Here is a 21838-nt window from a genome sequence, read left to right on the forward strand (position 1 = left end):
GTCGATCAACAGGTCTTCTTCTGCAAATGCTCGACGCAGGTGCAGGTCTTGGTCGCCGGATATTTCACGTCGTAATAGGGAAAGCTCGAGGTGGCCGGGCTGTTGGTCGAGCAGCGGGGGAACAGATAGTAGCTGTCGGACAGCTTCACGGTTCCGGCGATGGTGAAGCCGAGGTTGGGCGCATAGTCATAGGTCACCTCGCTCAGGACGAGCGAGATGTTGGCGTTGGTGGTACCGCCCGGCCCCGTGAACTTCGACAAGGTCATCGGGTCACCCTTGTTTCTCGCGCCCGTCGAGCTGGTCGACGTGCTCCATTGCACCGTCGCATTGCCGTTGCTGTCGGTCGACACGCCCGAGACCGTGATCGTCATCAAGGAGGTGTTGCCGCTCTTGGTCGGATAGGGTGCCATGATGGCGCTCGCAGCCGCGAGAATGCCGTCCATCTGAGACGAGGTGACGGCCGTGTTCTGCGTGACCATGTCGGCGACACTGTGCGCGGTCGCGCTGACCTTGACGTTCATGGCAAGGCCGTTGCCGAGCTCGACGCCGCCGACATAGAGCACCAGCATGAACGGCAACACCACGGCGAACTCCGTCGCTGCAACGGCGCGGTCGTCGGCCAACAGGTGCCGGGCGCGAGATGACAGGGCGGAGATCATCAGGTAGCTCCTGGCTCGTTCTGGAACGCGGCGGACGACATGATCAGTCGGTTGCCGTTGCTGAGGTTCGAGAGATTGAAACCGAGCGGCCCGAGGACGACCGGCCACTCATACATGACGCGGAGCACGACGATGTCGCCGGCATCGCCGGGGTCGTACTGCCAGGTATTGGTGACCTTGCCCGAGCTGTCGAAGGTCAGGGTCGGCATCCCCGTGTTCGCCGACGTCCACGAGGTCGCCACCTGCATGTCGACCATGAGGCCGCTGCAATTGAACAGGATCACGATCTGCTCGCAGACCTTCTGCTTGAAAACCGCCTGCGTCATCTGCGCGGATTGAACCTGTCCGGTCATGACGAGGCGCGCCGACTGGCGCACGACGGATTCGAGCATCTGCTGGGCAAAGAAAACGAGGAACGTCTGGATCAGCGCGATGATGAGGGCGAGGAACGGCGCAGCGACCAGCGCGAATTCGACGGCCGTGGCACCCCTCTTGTCCTGCGCGAAAGCCGTGCAGCGATTGCGGCGTCTCATGGTTGTTGCATCTCCCGGCCCCGTCATGGCGCTTTCTCTACTGCACGAGGCTGGCTGTGCTGGACGCGACCTTGATGAACAGGTCGGTCAGCGCATCGGAAATGTTCTTGCCGCTCTGAACACTTTTATAGAAACCAGGCGAGGCGCACGCCTGGAGGTTTTGCGCGATCTTGCCGGTTGAGGAAGCCGGCTGGTTATACTTGTGGATCCAGTCCATATACCATTTATCGGTTTTCTGGATGCCGGTATCGGGATCGGCGATGAGCTGTAGATACTCCGTATAGAGGACTGCGATCTTGATGCCGCGGTTCTTGATGGTCGTGCACATCGTCGTGTCGAGCGGCTGCTGGCATCGATTGTTGGAGGCGAAGCTCGCGTTGGGGCAAGTCGTGGAAATCTTGTCTTCGACGCCGTCGGTGACGAGGAACACCACTTGCTGCGGCGTATCTCCCGCCGCGTTGCTCCCAAGCCCGGGCGTGGGCATGATGTCGTTGAGGCTCTTGAGCGCGCCTGCGATGTCCGTGCCATTGTCGGTCTTACAGTTGGTCTTCACAACAACGCAGTTCTGGTACGCGACCGGCATCAGCGAGATGCTGGAAACCTTGGTTCCGGCGAGGGTCGGGGTGGTCAGCGCGGCCAGTGTGTTCAAACTCAAGTCGAACGTGTAGAGCGCGGCCTTGTAGGTGGTGTTGTTCAGCGCGGCCATGCACTGCATGACGCCCCCCGAGATGCCGGACTGCGGGCAGTTCGACCATGAATTGAGCAGCTGATTGACGGCATTTGTCACCAGATCAATCCGCAAAGTGATATTTCTGTTTCGCGCGATCGCGAGGTTATCGTATTTCCCGCCGTCGTGCGCGATATCGGTCTGATGACAAGCGAAGCCGCAATTCTGCGAGGCCGTTGCCGACTGGTACGCGGGGGCGGTGTACTTGATGAGATTGCTGATGTCGCTCGCGGTCGCGCCGATCCCCATCGACGGCGAGTCATCCATCAGCAGATAGAAATTCATGTTGGGCGCGCTGGACGCCCGCGCCGTGGCGGATCCGTTGACCTGCCAGGTCTGCTTGCCGAGAACACCGGGGAAATTGTTGATGGACTGCGCGGTGTAGGACACCGTGATCGTGCGAGCGAGACCGGTATCAGTGACGGTGACCGTCGGCGTCGGGACCGACGACAGGCCAGGAAGATTCGCCTTCGCCGCGAAAACGGCTTCCGCGGTCGCCTTGACCACGGCCGTGTCACTCTGCACCAGCATCGCCGGCCGCACGGCTGCGATCGCGGCGGCGTCGGCGGCGGCGTTCAACTGCTCGCGCTTGCGCAAGGCCAGCGTGTAGTCGAGCGTCATGCCCAAAAGAAAGATGGTCGGAACCATCATGAGGGCGAAGATGATGGCGACGTTGGCCTTCCGATCTCTCGCGAAACAGAGCACTACTCGGCGGAGCATGACATTCATCCTGAATGCCGCCGTTGCGGCAAGAACACTTTCCTGAAATCTCGTGATGGGGAGGCCGCAACATTCTTGCTGCCGATCGCCCGCGCGTCGCAGGCTGGAATATGGATATGGCCTTCTTAATCAACACTTACGGGCAATCCACAAACTTGGACTGCAGCAAAGTGAGATGTGTCGCATCGAGAAAGAATCATTAACGCCGCTTAAACGCGATCGCAGAGATCGACGGTTAACGGATCATGCGCAAGGTCCCGGCGGGTGCACGACGTGCACCGGCAGGCGAAGAGCGCGTCGGACGCGCCTGATGCGGGCGGCGGCTCAAACAAGACCGCCGAAAACGACCCCATGAACGGCTGTCGACGCAAAGAACGCCCTGCTCGCCGGGCTTTCCGGGCCAAGTACCATATTGCCGTTAGACGCGACGGCGCAAACGTCGACAATACCCTAAGCAAATGCCGGCTGCCGGTCCGTCGGAACCCATCATTCCAACCGCTCCGCTGACCGCCCAAATGCGCGATTCACTGCGCGCGATCATCGGCGAGAAGGGCCTGATCGAGGACGAGGGTCGCAAAGATGTTGCGACCCGTCCGTGGTCTTGTCGAGCGTGGAGTTAGCTGTCCTCAAGCCACCGAACCGCCACGGGGATTGACGATCGTATACCCTCGCAATGAACGTGCGTGGATTCGCGTCGCGCGCCCGCCCGAGTTGGCGTCATAGGCCATCCAGACGTCGCCCCCGAGGTGCTTCTCCAGAACGAAAACGTGTCCTCGTCGCGCAGCAACCATTCCTGGTGCGGGTGATGTCCGCGGAAAGCGCAGCCAGTTGGACGCAAGATTCAATTCCGGCACGATCCGGCCAAACACGCGCAGCGCCGCGCCGCAGCCGCAGAAGGACGAAGGGCAACCGGCCGGACGGCCACCGACAATGCGAGCGCTGGAGACACCGGAGACGGTCGCCGACGTGGCGGTGCCCCCCGCATCAGTTACCGTCAGTTGCGTCGAGCGGTAGGCCTGCAGCGAGGACCTGGAAACCGGTGAAGATCTGGAAGCTGATAAGGATCGCGAAGTCTGCTCGCGTCGCGTCTGCGAATACGAGAAGTCGCAGGGCATGGTGACATTACATTCAGGGGCTTGATGGATGCGATAAGGACGGGCTTCCGAAGCGACAGAACCGAGAACAATGAAGAGGCACGCAGAAAATACTCGCTTGAACATTGCAAGGACTCCAAATGAGAGACCCTGCCCCGGATCATGAGAAACAAATACAGTTTGGCTGAAATGGGACTAAAGGCCGGCTGAAAACCGACTGCATTGCGCGACACGGCCGGCAATCGTCATAGCCTACACGTAGCGACCGAGATGATTAACTCGCAGCGCACGAATGCCCGCTCAGCGGGTCAAGCTTGCGGCATGCAATCAAGTCAGATTCGCATTTGGAGCGTTGCGAAGGCAGAACCCGCTGCCGCTCACTGCATCATCGCGGCCGCGATCTTCTCCGCCGACATCAGGACCGGGAAGTTGGTGTTGGCGCACGGGACCACCGGGAAGATCGAGGCGTCGACGACGCGCAGGCCCTGCACGCCTTTGACGCGGCCCTGGCTGTCGACCACCGCCATGGGATCGTCGGCCCGGCCCATGCGGCACGAGCAGGAGGCGTGCCACACGCCGATGGTCGCCTTGCGCACGAAGGCTTCCAGCGCCTCGTCGTCGTTCATCACCTGGTCGAAGGTGAAGCCCTCGACCACGAAATTGTCGATCATGTAGTGACGCAGCGCCGCCGGCCCGTCCATCAAGGCCGCGGCGATCGTGGTGAGGATTCTGTTCCTGGTGTTGACCACGCCGATCTTGCGGACGCGGTCGGTATAGGCGGCCGGAAACGGCTTGTCCGTCACCTTCCTGACGACGTCGCTCATCTGCACCGCGGCCATCTTGCGGAAGCCGCTCATCAGGCGATCGAGGTCGCGCCGGTCGGACAACAGGTTGAACTCGACGATCGGCTCTGCCGAGGGATCGCGCGAGGCAAGCTTGACCTGTCCGGTCTCGGAATAGGTCTTGTTGACGAAGGTCAGGAGCGAGCCGATCTGCGCGCCGACGGCGTGCCAGGCCGACTTGCTGATGACGACGACGAACATGTCGCCCTTCGGCACGCCCGCCAGCCCAGACGAATAGCGCAGGCCCAACTGCATGTGGCGCCGGGTGTGCTCGTTCATGCGGGCGCCGCGCCGGACGAAGGACGACAGCGAGATCGAGGGATGGTCCATCAGGCGCTGGCCGACGCCCGGCAAGCCCATCAGCACGGGAATGCCCATGTCCTTGAGGTGACCGACCGGACCGATGCCGGCGCGGAGCAGATGCGCCGGCGAATGGATGGCGCCGCTGGAGAGAATGATCTCGCGTCCGCGGAATTCCTGCTCGCGTCCGTCAACCTTAGCCTTCACGCCGACGCATTGCGTGCCTTCGAACAGCAGCTCGCGAACTTGCGTGTTGGTGGAGATCGTGAGGTTGGCGCGCTTGCGGGTGTCGCGATCCAGATAGCCCATGGCGGCCGAGACGCGCTGCTCGGCCTGGTTGGAATGCGTCACCGGAAAATAGCCGTCGACGAACTCGCCATTCTGGTCGGGCACGAATTGATGCCCGGCCTGCTGGAAGGCCTCGGCGAAGGCCTGCGAATGCCGCGTCCAATGCTCGCGCGGGATACGGCGCACCGGGATCCGGCCGTCCCTGCCGTGATACGGTCCATCGAAGTCGAGGTCGCGCTCGACCTTCTTGAAGAAGGGCAGCACGTCGTTCCAGCGCCACCCCTCGGCGCCCCGCGCCTCCCATTCGTCGTAATCGGTCGGCGCGCCGCGATTGGCCATCTGGCCGCTGATCGACGAGCCGCCGCCCAGCACGCGCGCCTGCTCGTATTTGCGCAATGGCGGACGCGCTTCGTTCGGGTTGTTGTGGCTGACGACCTGCGTCGTCACCTTCAGCTCGGTCCAGTGGAAGCGTGGATCGAAATAGGCCGTGCCGGGATAGCTGTCCCTGATCTCGGCCGGCTCGTTGCCGGGCGGCGTGTCCTGTCCGGCCTCGCACAGCAGGACCTTGTTGGCGCTTCTTGCCGAGAGTCGGTGGGCCAGCACGGATCCGGCCGAGCCGCCGCCCACGATGATGAAGTCGTGCACGTCTCGCGTTTCCTCTTGTTCTCTTCCTGTGAGTGTCGCGCGTTATTGAGATTCTGGATTGATTCGCGACACTCGCAATGACGGCGGCTGCTACGGCCGGATCGAGAAATTCTCCGGCGGCCCCGGCTTCCGCAAGGGCTCCGCCAGCCGGGCGAACTCGCACAGCAGCGACCGCGTCTTCCTGGGATCGATGATCTCCTCGACCCAGAATTTTTCGGCCGAGCGGAACGGCGAGCGCAGCCTGTTGAGCCGCTCTTCGATCTCCTTCTGCTTCGCGGCCTTGTCTTCCGCCGCGTCGATGTCGGCGCGGTAGGCGGCTTCGATGCCGCCCTCGAGCGGCAACGAGCCCCAATAGGCCGACGGCCAGGCATAGCGGATCGAGAATCGGTCGGCGGGCTGATGCACAACGCCGGCGACGCCGAAGGCGTTGCGCAGGATCACGGTACACCAGGGCACCGTGGTCTGGTTGACCGCGGCCATGACGCGGACGCCGTGCCGGATGGTGGCCGCCTTCTCGGCGTCGAGGCCGATCATGAAGCCGGGGCAGTCCATGAGATAGACGATCGGCAGGTGGAAGGTTTCCGCAAAGTCGACCCAGCGCACCACCTTCTGGCAGGCATCGGCCGTCCAGGAGCCGCCATAGTGAAAGCTGTCGCTGGCCAGCAGCAGCACCGCCCTGCCCTCGAGCCGGGCGAGGCCGACAATGACCGGCTTGCCGAAATTCTTGGCGACTTCGAAGAACGAGCCCTTGTCGACGACGGACTCGATGATCGGCCGCATCTTGTAGACCTGCTTGCGGTTGCGCGGCACCGCATTCATCAGCGCTTCGTCGCCGCGCTCCGGATCGTCGGTGCAGGGCAGTGTCGGCGGCAGCTCGTAGACCGATGACGGCAGATAAGAGAGGAAACGCCGCGTGCAGGCAAAGGCCTCCTCCTCGGTGTCGACGGCGTGATCGACCGCGCCGGCGCGGGTCTGAATGTCGGCGCCGCCGAGCTCCTCCTTCGTGAGGTCCTGCCCCAGCGCCTTCACCACCGGCGGCCCAGCGACGAACATCGCGGATTTCCGGGTCATGATGGAATAGTGGCTGGCGGCAAGACGCGCCGCACCCAGGCCCGCCACCGAGCCGAGGCCGAGCGCGACCACCGGCACGCGCGACAGATTTTCCGTCGTGAAGCGATACCAGCGCGTGCCGCCGATGCCGCCGGGCAGGTTCGCCGCCCCCTTGGTCTCGATGGTCTTGACCGAGCCACCGCCGCCGGAGCCCTCGATGATGCGGACGATGGGCAGACGGAAATCGTGCGCCATCTCTTCCGCCATCAGCGGCTTTGCGGAGATCGACGCATCGGCCGAGCCGCCGCGCACCGTGAAATCGTCGCCGACCACGACGACGGTGCGGCCGTCGACGCGCGCGCGGCCGAACACGCAGTTGGCCGGCGTCAGTTTCTGCAGCTCGCCGCTGGAATCGTATTCACCGATGCCGGAGACGGCACCGATCTCGTGAAAGCTGCCTTTGTCGATCAGCTTGTCGATACGCTCCCGAACAGTCAGCCGGCCCTGGTCATGCTGTCGCTTGACCTTGTCAACGCCGCCCATCTCCCGCGCGAAGGCTTCGCGCCGGGCGAGCTCGTCGAGTTCCGGCTTCCAGTTCATTCACTCCCTCCGAATGGATCGGCTTGTTATTGTTGTGCACGGCCATGGCGACCGGCTTACGCGAGATACGGTTGTTGAAGGCGTCGCCTTCCGCGCCTTCCATCAGGCTGCCGAGCGAGCGGCCAAGCTGGAGCATCAGCGGCGCGACTTCGTCGTGCAGACGCTGCTCGTCATACATCGCCGACAGAAGACCGATCGTGATGACCACGAAGGTCTGGTACTGCGGCGACCAGATCGGCACCGCGAGGCCGTTGATGTGCGGGCTCCACAGGCCGCAGGCGACGACATAGCCGCGCTCGCGCAGCATCTGCCGGTTGGCCTCGATGCGGGGCTTGAGAACCTTCGCAGCCTCGGGAGCTTCGCGCGCCATGTCGGCGACGAAGGCATCTCCGACTTCCGGCGCCAGCGCCGCGGTGTAGGCCGCGCCCGCGGCGGTCGACGCCATCGAGATGCGGCTGCCGGTGCCCTCGTGCAGGCCGAGTGCGCTCGCCGACCGCGCGAACAGGAGATAGACGAGATGGAAGCGATCGGGGACGACGAAGCCGACGGTGCCCGGCAGTTGCTCGGCCACTTCCTGCAGCCGCTGCCGGATCATGCTGCGCAGCTGTGCGCCCTTCATCATCGAGGCGCTCATCGCCACCGCGCTCGGGCCGATGCGATATTTCTGATCGCGCGGCAGATAGACGAGCTGGCCCATACGGGTCAGCGTGTGCGTGAGCCGCGACACCGTCGAGCGCGGCAGACCGCAGCGGTTTGAAATCTCGAGATTGCCGAGCCTGCTATCGTGGCCCTCGAAGCATCGCAACACGTCGAACGCGCGCGAGACCACCTGGATGACATCTCCCTCACCGGCATCGCCAGCGAGCGCGCCTTGCCTACTCAACCGCTCCGATCGTCGTCCCATGTTCCCTACCACTTGTTCCGCTGTGCGGAATTAAATTCCACTTGCAGACGACGCTACCTCAGGCATTTTGCGACGACAACAAAAAGGCGATGGCATGCCAGAAATTAAGATCGTCACGGAGATCGCGGGACGCGTCTGCGCAACTCCCGTGCAAGTTGGAGGAACCGTCGCGGATGGCGATGACGTTGTAGTTGTCGAAGCAATGAAGATGGAAATTCCGGTGCCCTCGCCCGCGAGCGGCACAATCACATCGCTTCTGGTGAAGCTCGACGACGTCGTTGCCGAGGGACAGGCGATCGCGATCGTCGCGAACTGACTGTATTCTCCGCGGTTTCCGCGACAATCTGTCAGGCTCATTCCCGAATGCACGGTACGGCGTTGCCATCGCTTGATTGCGGTGACATGATCTGTTGCAAACAAAACGTTGTTTCAAACAAAGAAAGAAAATCCTCGCAAGCAAGCGAGGATCATTGGAGGGAAACATGCTTCGTGGGCTGCTCGTGCTCGCGCCTGCCTTGGTGGCGGGCATTTCTTTTGCGTCTACACGCTACTCGTTCGCCGAAGACATCAAGCTGCCGGCGACATTGACCTTCACGGCCTATGACACCGGAACCGCCGGCTTCAACATCGCGGTCGGCGTCGGCAAGATGATGAAGGACAAGTACGGCACCGACGTGCGCGTGCTCCCCGCAGGCAACGACGTCGCCCGCCTCGCACCGTTGCGCGCCAAGCGCGCGGCCTCGGCGGCGATGGGATCGGGCACCTACTTCGCGCAGGAAGGTGTGTTCGAGTTCGGCTCGAAGGAATGGGGACCGCAGGCGCTCCAGATCCTGCTCTCGACGGTCGACTGCAATTGCGGCTCGCTCGGCGTCGCCGCCGACACCGGCGTGAAGGAGTTGAAAGATCTGAAGGGCAAGCGTGTCGGCTTCGTCGTCGGCTCGCCCGCGCTGAATCAGAATTCGCTCGCGGTGCTCGCCTTCGCCGGGCTGACGCAGAAGGACGTCAAGGTCGTCGAGTTCGCCAGCTACGGCGCAATGTGGAAAGGGCTGATCAACAACGATGTCGATGCCGCCTTTGGCACCACCATCACCGGTCCCGCCAAGGAGGCCGAGACCTCGCCGCGCGGACTGATCTGGCCGCCGCTGCCCGCCAAGGACAAGGAAGGCTGGGCGCGGATGCAGAAGGTCGGCTCCTTCTTCTTCCCGCAGCTTGCGACCTGTGGCGCCGGCATCTCGCCGGAGAAACCGGTCGAGCTCGGCAACTATCCCTATCCGATCTTCGTCGCCTACGCTTCGCAACCGGCCGATCAGGTCTATGCGATGACCAAGGCGATGATCGTGAACTACGACGCTTATAAGGACTCCGCGCCCGGCGCCGGCGGACTCGCGGCCAACCGCCAGACCAAGAACTGGGTGGTGCCGGTGCATCCCGGTGCGGTGAAGGCGCTGAAGGAAGCCGGGCAATGGAGCGATGCGCAGGAAGCGCACAACAACAAGCTGATCAAGCGCCAGGAGGTGCTGGCGGCCGCGTGGGCCGATTACGGCAAGTCCAATGCGCCGTCCGACGACAAGGCTTTCCTCGAGGGCTGGATGAAGGCGCGCGCGACGGCGCTCGCGAAAGCCGACATGCCGAACGGGTTCGAGGAATAGCGTGCTGAGACCGAGCTTGATGCCGAGAAGAAGGTGCGCTCCCTCTCCCGCTTGCGGGAGAGGGTTGGGGAGAGGGTGTCTCCACGGTGGGATTCCCCCAGAGGAAAGAGCCCTCACCCGGCGCTGCGCGCCGACCTCTCCCGCAAGCGGGAGAGGTTGAGCCCGCGGCGCAAGCGATTCAAACAACTGTCATTCGCATAATCTGCGTTCAACTGCCCACGCGCGGGATCGATGATGTCTTCTTCCACCTCCACCGCCCCGCAAGACGGATCCAAGCGGATCGTGTTCGACGATCCGCATGGCGCCGCCGGCAACATGCAGGAGGCGGAGGTGACGCGCGTGCGCGCACTTCGCGGCGCCTGGCGCTGGGCGCTGGTCGCAGCGACCGCGGCGACGATCCTGCTCTGCATCAATCAGCAATTCTCGCTGCGCTTCTTCATCGGCTACACCCAGCTCAACACGGAGTATTTCTACCTCCTGATCGCGTTGATGCTGCCCTTCACCTTCCTGATCTTTCCGGGCACAACGCGCGCGCCGCTCGACCGCATTCCCTGGTACGACCTCGTCTTGTTCGTCGCGACCTTCGCGGCGGCGCTCATGCTGATGTCGAACGTGCGCAAGGCGGCGGAGGCCGGCTGGGAATTCGGCGGCGCGCCGACGGGCGTCATCGCCGCCGGCCTCGTGATGTGGGCGATGCTGATGGAGGCGCTGCGCCGCACCGGCGGCTGGAGCCTGCTGCTGAGCGTCTTGCCCTTCACGGTCTATCCGCTGTTTGCCGAAGCCGGCTGGCTCGGTCCGTTCCGCGGCACTCAATCGACCCTGGAGCAGGCGACCGCCTATCACGTGCTGTCGGGCGAAAGCCTGCTCGGCATTCCCATCCAGGCCTTTGCCGACACCGTCATCGGCTTCCTCGTATTCGGCACCGCGCTGATGATGACCGGGGCCGGAAAGTTCTTCATCAACCTCGCCTTCGCACTGTGCGGCACCTTCCGTGGCGGCGCGGCAAAAGTCTGCATCTTCGCCAGCGGCCTGCTCGGCATGATGTCGGGCTCGATCATTTCCAACGTGCTGACGGCCGGCACCATGACCATCCCGGTCATGAAGAAGAGCGGCTTCCGCGCCTCCTATGCTGCCGCGATCGAGGCCTGCGCCTCCACCGGCGCGGTGCTGGCCCCGCCGGTGATGGGCGCCACCGCCTTCGTGATCGCGCAGTTCCTCAATGTCAGCTATGCGGACGTCGCCATCGCCGCCATCATCCCCGCCGTGCTCTACTATGCCGGCCTGTTCATGCAGGTCGACGCCTATGCGGCCCGCCACAAGCTGCAGGGCATCCCGCGCGCCGAGCTCCCGCGGATCATGGATACGATCAAGGACGGCTGGTACTACGTCTTCGTCATCGCGCTCCTGATCATGATGCTGCTCTACTTCAAGCGCGAGAGCCATGCGCCGTTCTATGCGACCGCACTGCTCCTGGTTCTCAACCAGCTCTTCTCCAAGGACACGCGCTGGACGTTGGCGACGATTGGCAAATTCCTTGAGGTGAACGGACGCACCTTCGTGGAGCTCGTCGGCATCCTCGCCGGCTGCGGCCTGCTGATCGGCGCCTTCTCGATGACCGGCGTCGTCTCGAGCCTCGCCAACGACCTCTTGCATATCGCCGGCGACAATCCCTTCCTGCTGCTCGGCATGTGCGCCCTCACCAGCCTCATTCTCGGCCTCGGGCTGACGACGACAGCCTGCTACATCTTCCTCGCCATCCTGGTCGCGCCGGCGCTGGAGAAGCTCGGGCTCAACCGCATGGCGGTGCACATGTTCATCTTCTACTGGGGCATGTTGTCGTCGATCACGCCGCCGGTTGCGATCGCCTCCTTCGCGGCCGCGGGCATCGCAGGTTCGCCGGCGATGAAGACGGGCTGGGAATCGATGTGGGTCGGCAGCATCATCTATTTCCTGCCGTTCTTCTTCGTGCTCAATCCGGCGCTGGTGCTGCAAGGGCCGAGCCCCTATCTCGCCGGCCTCGGCCTGATGGGGCTCGCCGCTTTCGGCACGCTGTTCATCTGCGGCGGCATCCAAGGCTACCAGCCCTTCGTCGGCGATCTCCGCGGTGCCGGCGCGCTGGAATGGCCCATTCGCGTGCTGCTCGTGATCGGCGGCTTCGTGGTGGCGACCCCCGGAGGCGGGATCATGCCGCTTTCGCAGATGCAGGTCACGATGCTGGGGCTGGCGATTCTGCTGCCGACGCTTCTGCTTGCCCTGCTGCTGCGGCGGCAGACCATCGTTCCGGACGGGTTGCGCGTGCCCTGATTGCGTTGCACAAGAGAGGCGATGACGCCACATTCGCCTCTCGAAACCGCCTGGACCCGCTCGAAACCGCCTTTGCTGCGGTTTCTAAACAATTGCCTGAGCGAGTTCGCCGCCGAGACCTCAGGCAAGGTCGCCGACTACATTCCCGAGCTCGGCAAGGCCGACCCTGCCTATTTTGGCATCAGCCTGGCGACCCTGGACGGCCATGTCTATGAGGTCGGCGACAGCCGGGTGCCCTTCACCATCCAGTCGATGTCGAAGCCCTTCGTGTTCGCACTGGCGCTGGACCTGCTCGGGGCCGGCACGGTCGAGAGCGCGATCGGGGTCGAGCCCTCAGGCGATCCCTTCAACTCGATCCGGCTCAATTCGGACAACCATCCGTTCAACCCGATGGTCAATGCCGGCGCGATCGCCTGCACCGGGCTGATCTACGACAGCAAGGGCGTGGAGGCCTTCGAGCAGATTCGCACTGCGCTCAGCCGCTTTGCCGGACGCGACCTCGCGCTCGACGAGGCCGTCTATGCCTCCGAAAGCCAGACCGGCGACCGCAACCGCGCCATCGGCTATCTGCTGAAAACCAATGCGGTCATCTCGGACAATGTCGCCGGCGTCCTCGACGTCTATTTCCGGCAATGCGCCGTGCTGGTCACCGCGCGGGACATCGCGGTCATGGCAGCGACGCTCGCCAATCGCGGCGTTAATCCCGTGACGGGCGAGCAGGTGCTGACGCCCTACGCGATCTCGCGCACGCTCTCGGTGATGACGTCGTCGGGCATGTACGACTATGCCGGCGAGTGGATCTACCGGATCGGCATTCCCGCCAAGAGCGGGGTCGGCGGCGGCATCTTGGCGGCCCTCCCCGCCCGCCTCGGACTCGGCAGCTATTCGCCGCGCCTCGACAGGCACGGCAACAGCGTGCGCGGCATCAAGGTCTGCGAGGCGCTGTCCTCGCACTACGACCTGCACATGCTCAACCGCAGCGACGATGCGCGCAACGCCGTCATCGCGGACTACGACATCGGCAAGAGCCCGTCGCGCCGCGTGCGCCGCCCGCAGGAGCGCGAGATTTTGGCAGCACACGAACAGGAGGTGCGGATCATCGAGCTGGTCGGCACGCTGTCACTGTCCGCTGTTGATTACGTCTCGCGGCGCCTTGCCGGGCGACCGCGGCCGCAATTCGTGATCTTCGATCTGCACCGCGTGACCTCGACCACGCGCGCCGGCGCGCGGCTGGTCGCCGAAGCGTTCGAGGAGCTTGCGGCGCTGAACGTGACCGTCGTGCTGTCAGGCGTCCGGCGTGCCTCCAAGGAATGGAATACGTTGCGCGAATGGACCGCCGAGCTGAAGAACGTCCGCGATTTCTACCTGCTCGACACCGCGATCGAATGGGCCGAAGACCAGATCGTGTATCGCTACGGCGGCTCAATCGATTTTCACGAGACCACAGAGCTCGCCGAGCAGCCACTGCTGGCGGGGCTGAGCGAGGAAGAGCTCACCGATCTGGCCTCGCTCTGCGCCATCAGGACCTATCAGTCCGGCGCGAAGATTCTCACGACCGGCGATCCTGCAGATGCCCTGTATTTCCTGCGCAGCGGCGCGGTGCACGTCACCTTGCCAGACGGCATACGGCTGGCGACGCTCACCGCCGGCATGGCGTTCGGCGAGATGGCACTGCTGGAGGCAACGCGTTCTGCCGACGTGTTCGCCGACATGGCGGCAACCGCATGCGAGGTGTCGCTGAAGGATTTCGAACGCTTCCGCAAGCAGCATCCACGTGCCAGCGAATGCATCATGCGCAACCTCGCCCAGCTGCTGGCCGACCGCCTGATCGTCGCCAACGCGAAGGTGGATATTCTGACGTCGACGTGAGCGACGGCCCGCTTCACCTCTCGCGTACGGAGAGGTAAACAGCGCTCGCGGCGCATACCCCGCTCAGCGGCTCGCCGCTTCGCTGATACGTCGCTTGATCTTGGCAGCACTGGCATCGAGCAGCGCGGATGGCTGCTGGCCGGTGGCGGCGCACAGGCAGGCCCAGTAGTAGACGACATCGCCGAGCTCTTCGACGAGACCCGCCTTGTCGAGCCAATCGTCGCGCAAGAGCTTCTTGATGTGCTCGGCGACTTCGCCCGCCTCACCGGCAAGGCCAAGACCGAGGTAGGACAACCGCTCGTTGGACGGATGCTCGTCGACTTTGGCAACGCCAGCGGCCCAAGCCGCATATTCATCGATCGTCATCGGCTTCCCTCGCCGCTTCTGTCTGATCAGCCCACCACTTCAGTGACCGGCTGGAGATCGATCTCGAAGGTCTCCAGGAATTTCGAGGTCATGATGTAGAAGCCGACCGAGAGCTGCAATTCGACCAGAGCGGCCGGCGTGAGCTTCGACGCGATCGCCTTGAACGTCGCGTCCGTCGGCTTCTTCAGCTTCACGACCTCGTCGGTAAAGGCGAGCGCGGCGCGCTGCACCTCATTGAAGCAGGACGCCGCCTGCCAGTTCTCGAGCGCCTCGTTCTGCTCGTCGGTGACGCCGACATTCTTGCCGATCCGCTTGTGCGCGACGATCTCATACGGGGCCTCGCACAAGATTCCGGTGCGGGTGATCGCGAGCTCGCGTACGATCGGATCGAGCTCGCCCTTGTGCCTGATAGCGCCCCCCAAGCGGCAGTACTGCTCGAAGTAGCTCGGCGAGTGCGCCATCATGCGGAAGATGTTGGCATGACGGTTCTTGTCGAGGATTTCGCGGGTGCGATCGGATGCCTTGGACGGGTCGCTGTACTGAATACGGGCCATGATTTTCCTGAAGTTTTCCCTGGGCTTTTGATGCTTTTTGTCGTTGTGGGGATAAGTTCCCACAGACTCTATTCGCGGGCGGACGCAGGAGCAACATCATCGAGTCAAATTGCCGCCGCATTGCTGATCGACCCTGAGACAGTCGATATTCGCCGCGTGGGGACAGATCGCGGTGGATACTCGAGAAGTGGGGTGTTCCGAGTAAAACAATTGGCCGTCGGGTGCGCTAGCCGCGCAACGATGAGTCACGCCCAAGTCTAGGGAGAGAACGGCATGAAGGAAGCCACCAAGGGGGCGGCCTCGGGAGCGCTTGCGCATATGCTGGCGGTGACGGCGATGCTCGTCATCGCCAGCATCTTGTTCTACGGGCGCTAAAGCGCGACAGCGCTTTAGTTTTTGTTCGCACGATCTCTTCGGAAAACCGCTTCACGCTTTTCCGGATCATGCGTTCAGAGTTTCGTCATTCCGGGGTGGCCCTCGCACAGGCCAGGCCCAGAATACCCGTTCCAGGCTCGGTCCCAGGACCGCCCCCGAATGACGAATCCCACTAAGCCCCCTTCGTGAAGAACGGCACGAGCTTTCCCGCAAAAGGCGCGAAGCTCGCGACGACCGAATCGCCGATAGCGAGATCGTTCGCGCCGTGCGCCATCATACGAAAACCCTCGGCGCAGTCGACCAGCAGGATGTTGTAGGGCACGTGGGCGCGCGTTTCGGGTGTGGCAGCGCGGCAGACCAGCGAGGCCGCGTAGACCCTGCCCTTGCCGCTGGCGCGCTGCTCGCGCGGATCGGGTGCGCCGCAGGCCGCGCAGAAGGCGCGGTGGAAATACTGCACATGGCCGCACGCGTCACAGGTCTGGAACGTGATCGCCTCTTCGCCCTTGGTCCAGTCCGCTAGACGCTCGCTCATCGCACCCGCTCCAGGAACATGCTCACGTGGGACGACAACACGCCGCCGTCGCCGTGCAGCAGCGCAATGGACGCATCCCGCACCTGGCGGCCAGCCGCCCGACCCGTCATCTGCAAATGCGCCTCGACCAGATGCGCCATGGCGCCGCCGACGCCGCAATGGCCGTAGCTGAGCAGACCGCCATGGGTGTTGAGCGGCATGGCACCGTCGCGGCCGAAATGGCCCGCGCGGACGCGCGCGGCCGCCTCGCCTCGGCCGGCAAGGCCGAGATCTTCCAGCAGCATCGCGAGCGTGATGGTGAAGCTGTCGTAAATCGCGGCGTAACGCACGTCGGAGATCGCAAGGCCTGTCGCCTGCCTGGCGCGCGCGATGGAGATCTCGGCACCGAGCTCGCTAAGGCCAGGCGCGGCCGTGACATGCTGATGGGTATGCGCCTGGGCGCAGCCGCGGATGCGCACCCCCGCTTTCCCTGTCCGCTCGCGGCTGATGACGAACGCCGCGCCGCCGTCGGAGACCGGGCAGCAGTCGAGCAGCTTGAGCGGCATCGCCACCGGCTTGGAGGCCATGACGTCGGCGACCGTGATGGGATCGTGAAATTGCGCGCCGGGATGGGAGCAGGCGTGGGCACGCATCAACACCGCGAACTCGGCGAGGTCCTCTTCGGTCACGCAATATTCGTGCATGTGGCGGTTCGCGACGAGGCCGTAATAGGCGGGAATGGTCGGGCCGAGCGGGACCTCGTAGTCGGGATGGCCGACCTGCGCCAGCGCCTGGATTGAGGCATCGCGGCTCTGTCCGGTGAGGCGGTTCTCGCCGGCGACGACGAGCACGTGGCGCACGACGCCTGCGTCGACGAGCTGATGCGCGAGCATTGCCATCGCGAGTCCCGTGGCGCCGCCGACCTGCACGGCGTGGGCGTAAGACGGGCGGATGCCGAAATGCTCGGCGAAGACGGTGGCGAGCATGATGTGCGGGGAGACGGTGGAGTAGCCGCAGAGGATGCCGTCGATGTCCGAGCGCTTCAACCCGGCATCGTCGAGCGCGGCTTGGGCAGCCTTGCTCATCAGGTCGAGCGAGGACAAGCCTTCGTGCTTGCCGAACGGCGTGAGGCCGACGCCGGTGATGAAGCTCATGGTGTCTCCTCCTCGTCATTCCGGGGCGCGCCCACTTGGGGCGCGAGCCCGGAATCCATACTCACGATGGTGGTTATGGATTCCGGGCTCGCGACTTCGTCGCGCCCCGGAATGACGGATGAGAGAGTCGTGGCCATTTTCTCTCTTTACTCCGGCGCCGCGCGCGTGACGCCGTCGCGGACCATGGCGGCGATCTCGTCGGTGGAATAGCCGATCTCGCGCAAAATCTCCGCGCCGTGCTCGTTGAGCTCTGGCGCAAGCCGCACGGGCTCAGCTTCCGTCTCCGACCAGGTCGCCGTCACCTTCATGCTGCGGATCGGCCCTTCGGTCGGATGGTTCACCACGGGAAAGAAATTCGTCGCCTCCAGATGCTCGTCGTGCAGGATCGACGCAAGGTCGTGCATCGGCATGACCGGCACGTCGGCCTTGGTGAGCAGGTCGATCCACTCGGCCGTGGTGCGCGTCTCGAAGATGCGCGCAAGCTCGGCGTAGACAACATCGATGTTGGCGGCGCGGCCGGCGAAAGTCGCGAATTTGGGATCGGCGCGCAGATCGTCGCGCCCCGTGGCCTTGAAGAAATTCTCCCACTGCTTGTCGTTATAGACGATGACGCTGAGATAGCCGTCCGAGGTCTTGTAGGGCCTGCGGTCGCGCGAGAGGTGGCGGGCATAGCCGCCCTTGTCGAGCGGCGGCTCGAAGGTGAGCCCGCCCATGTGGTCGCCCATGACGAAGCCGGCCATGGTCTCGAACATCGGGATGTCGACGCGCTGGCCGCGGCCGGTACGGTCGCGGTGCACGAGGCTGGCGCAGATCGCCCCGACGGCGGTGAGGCCGACGATGCGATCGACCAGCGCATTCGGCACGTAGCGCGGCACGCCGTCGCCGGTCTGTGCCATCAGCGCCGGCAGCGCGGTGGCGCCCTGGATCAGATCGTCATAGGCAGGTTTCGCGGCATAGGGCCCGTCCTGGCCGAAACCGAACACGCCGGCATAGACCAGGCGCGGGTTGATGGCGGAAACGACATCGTAACCGAGCTGAAGCCGCGCCATGGCCTGCGGGCGGACGTTGTAGACGAGGACATCGGCGTCCTTCAGCAGCCGCAGCACGGCCTCGCGGCCAGCGGGCTTTTTCAGGTCGAGGCAGATCGAGCGCTTGCTGCGGTTGGTGTTGAGAAACACCGGGCCCATTCCGGCGTGTCGCATCGGGCCGATCAGCCGGGTGACGTCGCCGTCCAGCGACTCCACCTTGATGACATCGGCGCCGTAGTCGCCGAGCATCTGGGTCGCATAAGGACCCATCAGCACGGTGGTCATGTCGATGACCTTGATGCCCTTCAGCGGCCCCATCGTTCGCTCCCGATTGCGCGAGGCTCAAGGCGCGGCCCGCGATTTCGGCCCAGCTAACGGCAGTGCCGCCGCTCGCGCAAGGGCGGGCGGCGTATGGCGGCATGCGCAGCGCGGCGGCGATATCGGCCGCTATTTCTTCTGACGGGATTCCCGGATCTTCAGGAGCCGGTCGAGCTCTTCGTTCTGCTGGCTGATCCGGTCGGCGATGCGCGACTCGTTCTGCTCGCCCGAGGCGGCAGCCGCCTGCTCGATGAGCTGGCGGATATTGTCCTCGAGGATCGCGATGCGGTCGTTCAGCGCGTCCATCGACAGCGAGTCTTCGTAGTCATTGCTCATGATGCATTCCCTGCCAATCAATCAGGAGCATTAAAGTGTCCAGATCAGCCCACCATGATCTAGCGCAAAGGCCGTAGTGGTGGTTACGCCGGCAGACTGCGCTTCGCGCATCCGCCGGCCAACCCATCCTACAAGACCTATTTCAGCGGCTCCAACACGGAAACGTAGTTGGCGACGGCCGCACCGCCCATGTTGAAGATGCCGCCGAGCTTGGCATTCTTGAGCTGCATGCCCTCGGGGGCCTGCCCTGCGAGCTGCATCGCGGTCATCACATGCATCGAGACGCCGGTGGCGCCGATCGGATGGCCCTTGGCTTTGAGGCCGCCGGAGGGATTGACCGGCAGCTTGCCGTCCTTGAGAGTCCAGCCTTCCTTGATGGCGCGGGCGCCCTGCCCCTTCGGCGTCAGGCCCATCGCTTCGTACTCGATCAGCTCGGCGACCGTGAAGCAGTCATGGGTCTCGACGAAGGAGAGATCGGACAGCGTCACACCGGCCTTTTCCAGGGCACGCTGCCAGGCGACCGTGCAGCCCTCGAACTGGAGGATGTCGCGCTTGCTCATTGGCAGGAAGTCCTGGGCGTGCGCGGTGGCGCGGAAGCCGATCGACTTGCTCATGCCCTTCGCGGTCTCGGCATCGGCCAGCACCAGCGCCGCAGCGCCATCGGAGACCAGCGAGCAATCGGTGCGCTTCAAGGGGCCCGCGACGTAAGGGTTCTTCTCGCTCTCGGCGCGGCAGAAGTCGAAGCCAAAGTCCTTGCGCATCTGGGCGAAGGGATTGGCGACGCCGTTCTTGTGGTTCTTGGCCGCGATCAGCGCCAGCGCGTCGGACTGGTCGCCGTATTTCTGGAAATAGGAACTGGCGATCTTGCCGAACACGCCGGCAAAGCCGCCGACGGTGTCGCCGTCCTCGGGCAGGTAGGACGCCTTGAGCAGGTTCTTGCCGATCTCGGCGCCAGGGGTACGCGTCATCTGCTCGACGCCGACGACCAGGACGATCTTGGCGGCCCCTGCGGCAATCGCGCGCAGGCCCTGGTGCACGGCGGCGGAGCCGGTGGCGCAGGCGTTCTCGACCCGGGTCGCCGGCTTGAAGCGCAGCTTCGGGTCGGCCTGGAGCACCAGCGAGGCGGTAAAGTCCTGCGGCGAGAAGCCGGCGTTGAAATGGCCAAGCACGATCTCGTCGACGTCGCCAGCCGAAATGCCGGCATCCGCCAGCGCCTCGTTGGCGACCCGCACGACGAGGCTTTCCACGGTTTCGGTGTCGAACTTGCCGAATGGCGTATGCGCCCATCCGACGATGCTGCCGGTCATGATGTTCTCTCCCTGGGGATCTGTTCCTGAGCTAAGTCTTAGCCCAGAGATGGCAAGACTTCACGCGGCTTTCAGGGCCTGGACGGTGCGCTGGCAGATGGCAGTTATGCCCGCCCAGTTCCCAGCCCGGATCTCCGCCGTCGGGCACAGCCAGGAGCCGCCGACCGCAACCACGTTGGGCTCCGCCAGCCAGCTCGCCGCATTGGCCTCGCCGACGCCACCGGTGGGGCAGAACCGCACGTTCGGGAACGGCCCGCCGAGAGCGCGCAGGCCCTTGATGCCGCCGGCCTGCTCGGCCGGGAAGAATTTTGCGACGTCAAAGCCGTAGGACAGCGCCATCATCAGCTCGGAGGCCGTGGCAATGCCCGGCGCGAACGGCAAGGAGCTGTGGGTCGCGGCCTTGAGCAGATCGGGTGTCAGGCCCGGGCTGATGCCGAACGCAACGCCGAGCTTCTCGACACGAGTGAAGTCGGCCGGATTGAGAATCGTGCCGATGCCGACGATCGCCTCGGGCACCTCGGCCATCATCGCCCTCGCGGCTTCGATCGCGACGGGGGTGCGCAGGGTCACCTCCAGCGTGCGGACGCCGCCGGCAACCAGCGCACGGGCCAGCGGCACCGCATCCTGGATGCGCTCAATGGTGAGGACGGGAATGACGGTCGCCGCCTTGAACAGCGCGACGAGGTGATTTTGTTGGGCGGTCGTGGTCATAGGTCTCGATTCATTTGGTCGCCTGGCGAGAGGCCGCTGGCCGGTGCCGCTTCTTCGGCGGCATGGCATAGCCCGGAATGATGGCGCCGGGATAGCAGATCACGAGGCTGGCGAGGCGATGTCCGGCCTGGGCGGCCTCGACCGGACCGGAACCGGCGAGCCGCGCCGCGATATAGGCCGCGGCGAAGCTGTCGCCGGCGGCGGTGGTATCGACGACCGGTTTCGTCATCGGTTCGGCGCGAACCTCGCTGGTCCCGCCGGGAAAGCGCAGCAGACTGACGGGCTCGGCGAGCCGGAACACCAGCTCCGGGCTCGGGATACGCGCCATCAGCTGGTCGTGGCCTTCGCTGGGATAGAGCGCGAGCAGGTCCTCGGTCGAGGTCAGCACGATGTCGGCGGCCGCGAAGGCTGCGGCAAAGACCTCGCGGGCGACGTCGCGATCCGGCCAGCCCCGCGCGCGAAAATTGGTATCGAACACGAAGCGGGTACCGAGCAGGCGCGCGCGCTTGATCGCCGCGAACAGGCGCTCGCGTCCGGGAGCATCGTAGATCGAGAGCGTGATCGCGGAGAGATAGACGATGTCGTAGCTCATCAGCGAGTTGAGGATCTCGTCCGTCTCCGGCAGGCTCATCAACTGCCGCGCCGCCGCACTGTCACGCCAGTGGAAGAACTGCCGCTCACCCCTCGCATCCAGCTGGATCATGTAGAGGCCGGGCAGCTTGCCCGCCAGCCGCACGACACGCCGCGTGCCGACGCCCTCCGCATTCCAGGCCGCGATCATCTCATCGCTGAGACCGTCATCGCCGAGCGCGGTGAGATAGTCGACCTTGACGTCGAGCCGCGCCAGATAGACGGCGGTATTGAGGGTATCACCGCCGAAGCCGCGTGAGTACAGGCCGCCTCCCTGCCCGGCGGACGCGCCTCCTTGCGCCTGCCTGAGCTCGACCATGCATTCGCCGATGCAAGCAACGCTCGCCATCACTTGACCCGCTTA

The 21838-nt window shown here is 64.3% G+C and carries 20 protein-coding genes; 4 read left to right on the plus strand and 16 right to left on the minus strand.

The features are described from left to right. Nucleotides 1-5: 5 nt before the first annotated feature. From ACM42_RS16920 to ACM42_RS16950, 7 genes are all read right to left on the minus strand, one after another. Entirely contained in the window at nt 6-659 is a 654-nt protein-coding gene (locus tag ACM42_RS16920; RefSeq protein ID WP_271529019.1) for a TadE/TadG family type IV pilus assembly protein, read from the minus strand. Further along, nucleotides 659-1219, minus strand: coding sequence for a TadE/TadG family type IV pilus assembly protein (locus ACM42_RS16925; protein ID WP_370113768.1), 561 nt, complete (start codon nt 1217-1219; stop codon nt 659-661). The genes ACM42_RS16920 and ACM42_RS16925 overlap by 1 nt, the downstream gene beginning before the upstream one ends. 10 nt (nt 1220-1229) lie before the next feature. Further along, complete coding sequence (locus ACM42_RS16930) at nt 1230-2639, minus strand: TadE/TadG family type IV pilus assembly protein (RefSeq protein ID WP_271529021.1); 1410 nt, start codon at nt 2637-2639, stop codon at nt 1230-1232. 626 nt (nt 2640-3265) lie between these two features. Next, nucleotides 3266-3859 (minus strand): hypothetical protein, encoded by a 594-nt coding sequence (locus ACM42_RS16935; RefSeq protein ID WP_271529022.1) that lies wholly within the window; start codon nt 3857-3859, stop codon nt 3266-3268. Between the two features lie 251 nt (nt 3860-4110). Beyond that, nucleotides 4111-5808 carry a GMC family oxidoreductase gene (locus ACM42_RS16940; RefSeq protein ID WP_271529023.1) on the minus strand — a complete coding sequence of 566 codons (1698 nt, stop codon included), beginning with the start codon at nt 5806-5808 and terminating at the stop codon, nt 4111-4113. A gap of 90 nt (nt 5809-5898) precedes the next feature. Then, nucleotides 5899-7458: an acyl-CoA carboxylase subunit beta gene (locus tag ACM42_RS16945; RefSeq protein ID WP_271529024.1), complete on the minus strand. Its 1560-nt coding sequence runs from the start codon at nt 7456-7458 to the stop codon at nt 5899-5901. Then, a complete protein-coding gene (locus ACM42_RS16950; RefSeq protein WP_271529025.1) occupies nt 7388-8362 on the minus strand; it encodes an IclR family transcriptional regulator in 975 nt (324 codons plus the stop codon). The genes ACM42_RS16945 and ACM42_RS16950 overlap by 71 nt, the downstream gene beginning before the upstream one ends. A gap of 94 nt (nt 8363-8456) precedes the next feature. Here ACM42_RS16950 and ACM42_RS16955 point away from each other — a divergent pair, with 94 nt between their 5' ends. The 4 genes from ACM42_RS16955 (at nt 8457) to glsA (ending at nt 14184) form a co-directional block, all read left to right on the plus strand. Continuing rightward, nucleotides 8457-8678: an acetyl-CoA carboxylase biotin carboxyl carrier protein subunit gene (locus tag ACM42_RS16955; RefSeq protein ID WP_028181345.1), complete on the plus strand. Its 222-nt coding sequence runs from the start codon at nt 8457-8459 to the stop codon at nt 8676-8678. Nucleotides 8679-8844: 166 nt separating this feature from the next. After that, nucleotides 8845-10011, plus strand: coding sequence for a TAXI family TRAP transporter solute-binding subunit (locus ACM42_RS16960; protein WP_271529026.1), 1167 nt, complete (start codon nt 8845-8847; stop codon nt 10009-10011). Nucleotides 10012-10242: 231 nt separating this feature from the next. Beyond that, nucleotides 10243-12315, plus strand: a complete 2073-nt coding sequence (locus tag ACM42_RS16965) for a TRAP transporter permease (RefSeq protein WP_271529027.1) — start codon at nt 10243-10245, stop codon at nt 12313-12315. 21 nt (nt 12316-12336) lie between these two features. Then, nucleotides 12337-14184, plus strand: coding sequence for a glutaminase A (gene glsA / locus ACM42_RS16970; protein WP_271529028.1), 1848 nt, complete (start codon nt 12337-12339; stop codon nt 14182-14184). 63 nt (nt 14185-14247) lie between these two features. On the opposite strand, the gene ACM42_RS16975 is transcribed toward glsA, so the two are convergent. From ACM42_RS16975 to ACM42_RS17015, 9 genes are all read right to left on the minus strand, one after another. After that, complete coding sequence (locus tag ACM42_RS16975) at nt 14248-14550, minus strand: nucleoside triphosphate pyrophosphohydrolase family protein (RefSeq protein ID WP_271529029.1); 303 nt, start codon at nt 14548-14550, stop codon at nt 14248-14250. Between the two features lie 26 nt (nt 14551-14576). Beyond that, nucleotides 14577-15104 carry a carboxymuconolactone decarboxylase family protein gene (locus ACM42_RS16980; protein ID WP_131871432.1) on the minus strand — a complete coding sequence of 176 codons (528 nt, stop codon included), beginning with the start codon at nt 15102-15104 and terminating at the stop codon, nt 14577-14579. A gap of 547 nt (nt 15105-15651) precedes the next feature. Next, nucleotides 15652-16011 carry a Zn-ribbon domain-containing OB-fold protein gene (locus ACM42_RS16985; protein WP_271529030.1) on the minus strand — a complete coding sequence of 120 codons (360 nt, stop codon included), beginning with the start codon at nt 16009-16011 and terminating at the stop codon, nt 15652-15654. Further along, complete coding sequence (locus ACM42_RS16990) at nt 16008-17144, minus strand: thiolase family protein (RefSeq protein ID WP_271529031.1); 1137 nt, start codon at nt 17142-17144, stop codon at nt 16008-16010. Before ACM42_RS16990 ends, ACM42_RS16985 begins: the two co-directional genes overlap by 4 nt. Nucleotides 17145-17290: 146 nt before the next feature. Continuing rightward, nucleotides 17291-18490, minus strand: coding sequence for a CaiB/BaiF CoA transferase family protein (locus ACM42_RS16995; protein ID WP_271529032.1), 1200 nt, complete (start codon nt 18488-18490; stop codon nt 17291-17293). A gap of 129 nt (nt 18491-18619) precedes the next feature. After that, nucleotides 18620-18826: a hypothetical protein gene (locus ACM42_RS17000; RefSeq protein WP_124158772.1), complete on the minus strand. Its 207-nt coding sequence runs from the start codon at nt 18824-18826 to the stop codon at nt 18620-18622. A gap of 137 nt (nt 18827-18963) precedes the next feature. Next, nucleotides 18964-20133, minus strand: a complete 1170-nt coding sequence (locus ACM42_RS17005) for an acetyl-CoA acetyltransferase (protein ID WP_271529033.1) — start codon at nt 20131-20133, stop codon at nt 18964-18966. A gap of 60 nt (nt 20134-20193) precedes the next feature. Next, nucleotides 20194-20844, minus strand: coding sequence for a bifunctional 4-hydroxy-2-oxoglutarate aldolase/2-dehydro-3-deoxy-phosphogluconate aldolase (gene eda / locus ACM42_RS17010; protein ID WP_271529034.1), 651 nt, complete (start codon nt 20842-20844; stop codon nt 20194-20196). Between the two features lie 10 nt (nt 20845-20854). Continuing rightward, complete coding sequence (locus ACM42_RS17015) at nt 20855-21823, minus strand: sugar kinase (RefSeq protein WP_271529035.1); 969 nt, start codon at nt 21821-21823, stop codon at nt 20855-20857. Between the last annotated feature and the right edge of the window lie 15 nt (nt 21824-21838).

Source organism: Bradyrhizobium sp. CCBAU 25338, from assembly GCF_028128965.1.
In the GTDB taxonomy this organism is placed as follows: domain Bacteria; phylum Pseudomonadota; class Alphaproteobacteria; order Rhizobiales; family Xanthobacteraceae; genus Bradyrhizobium; species Bradyrhizobium liaoningense.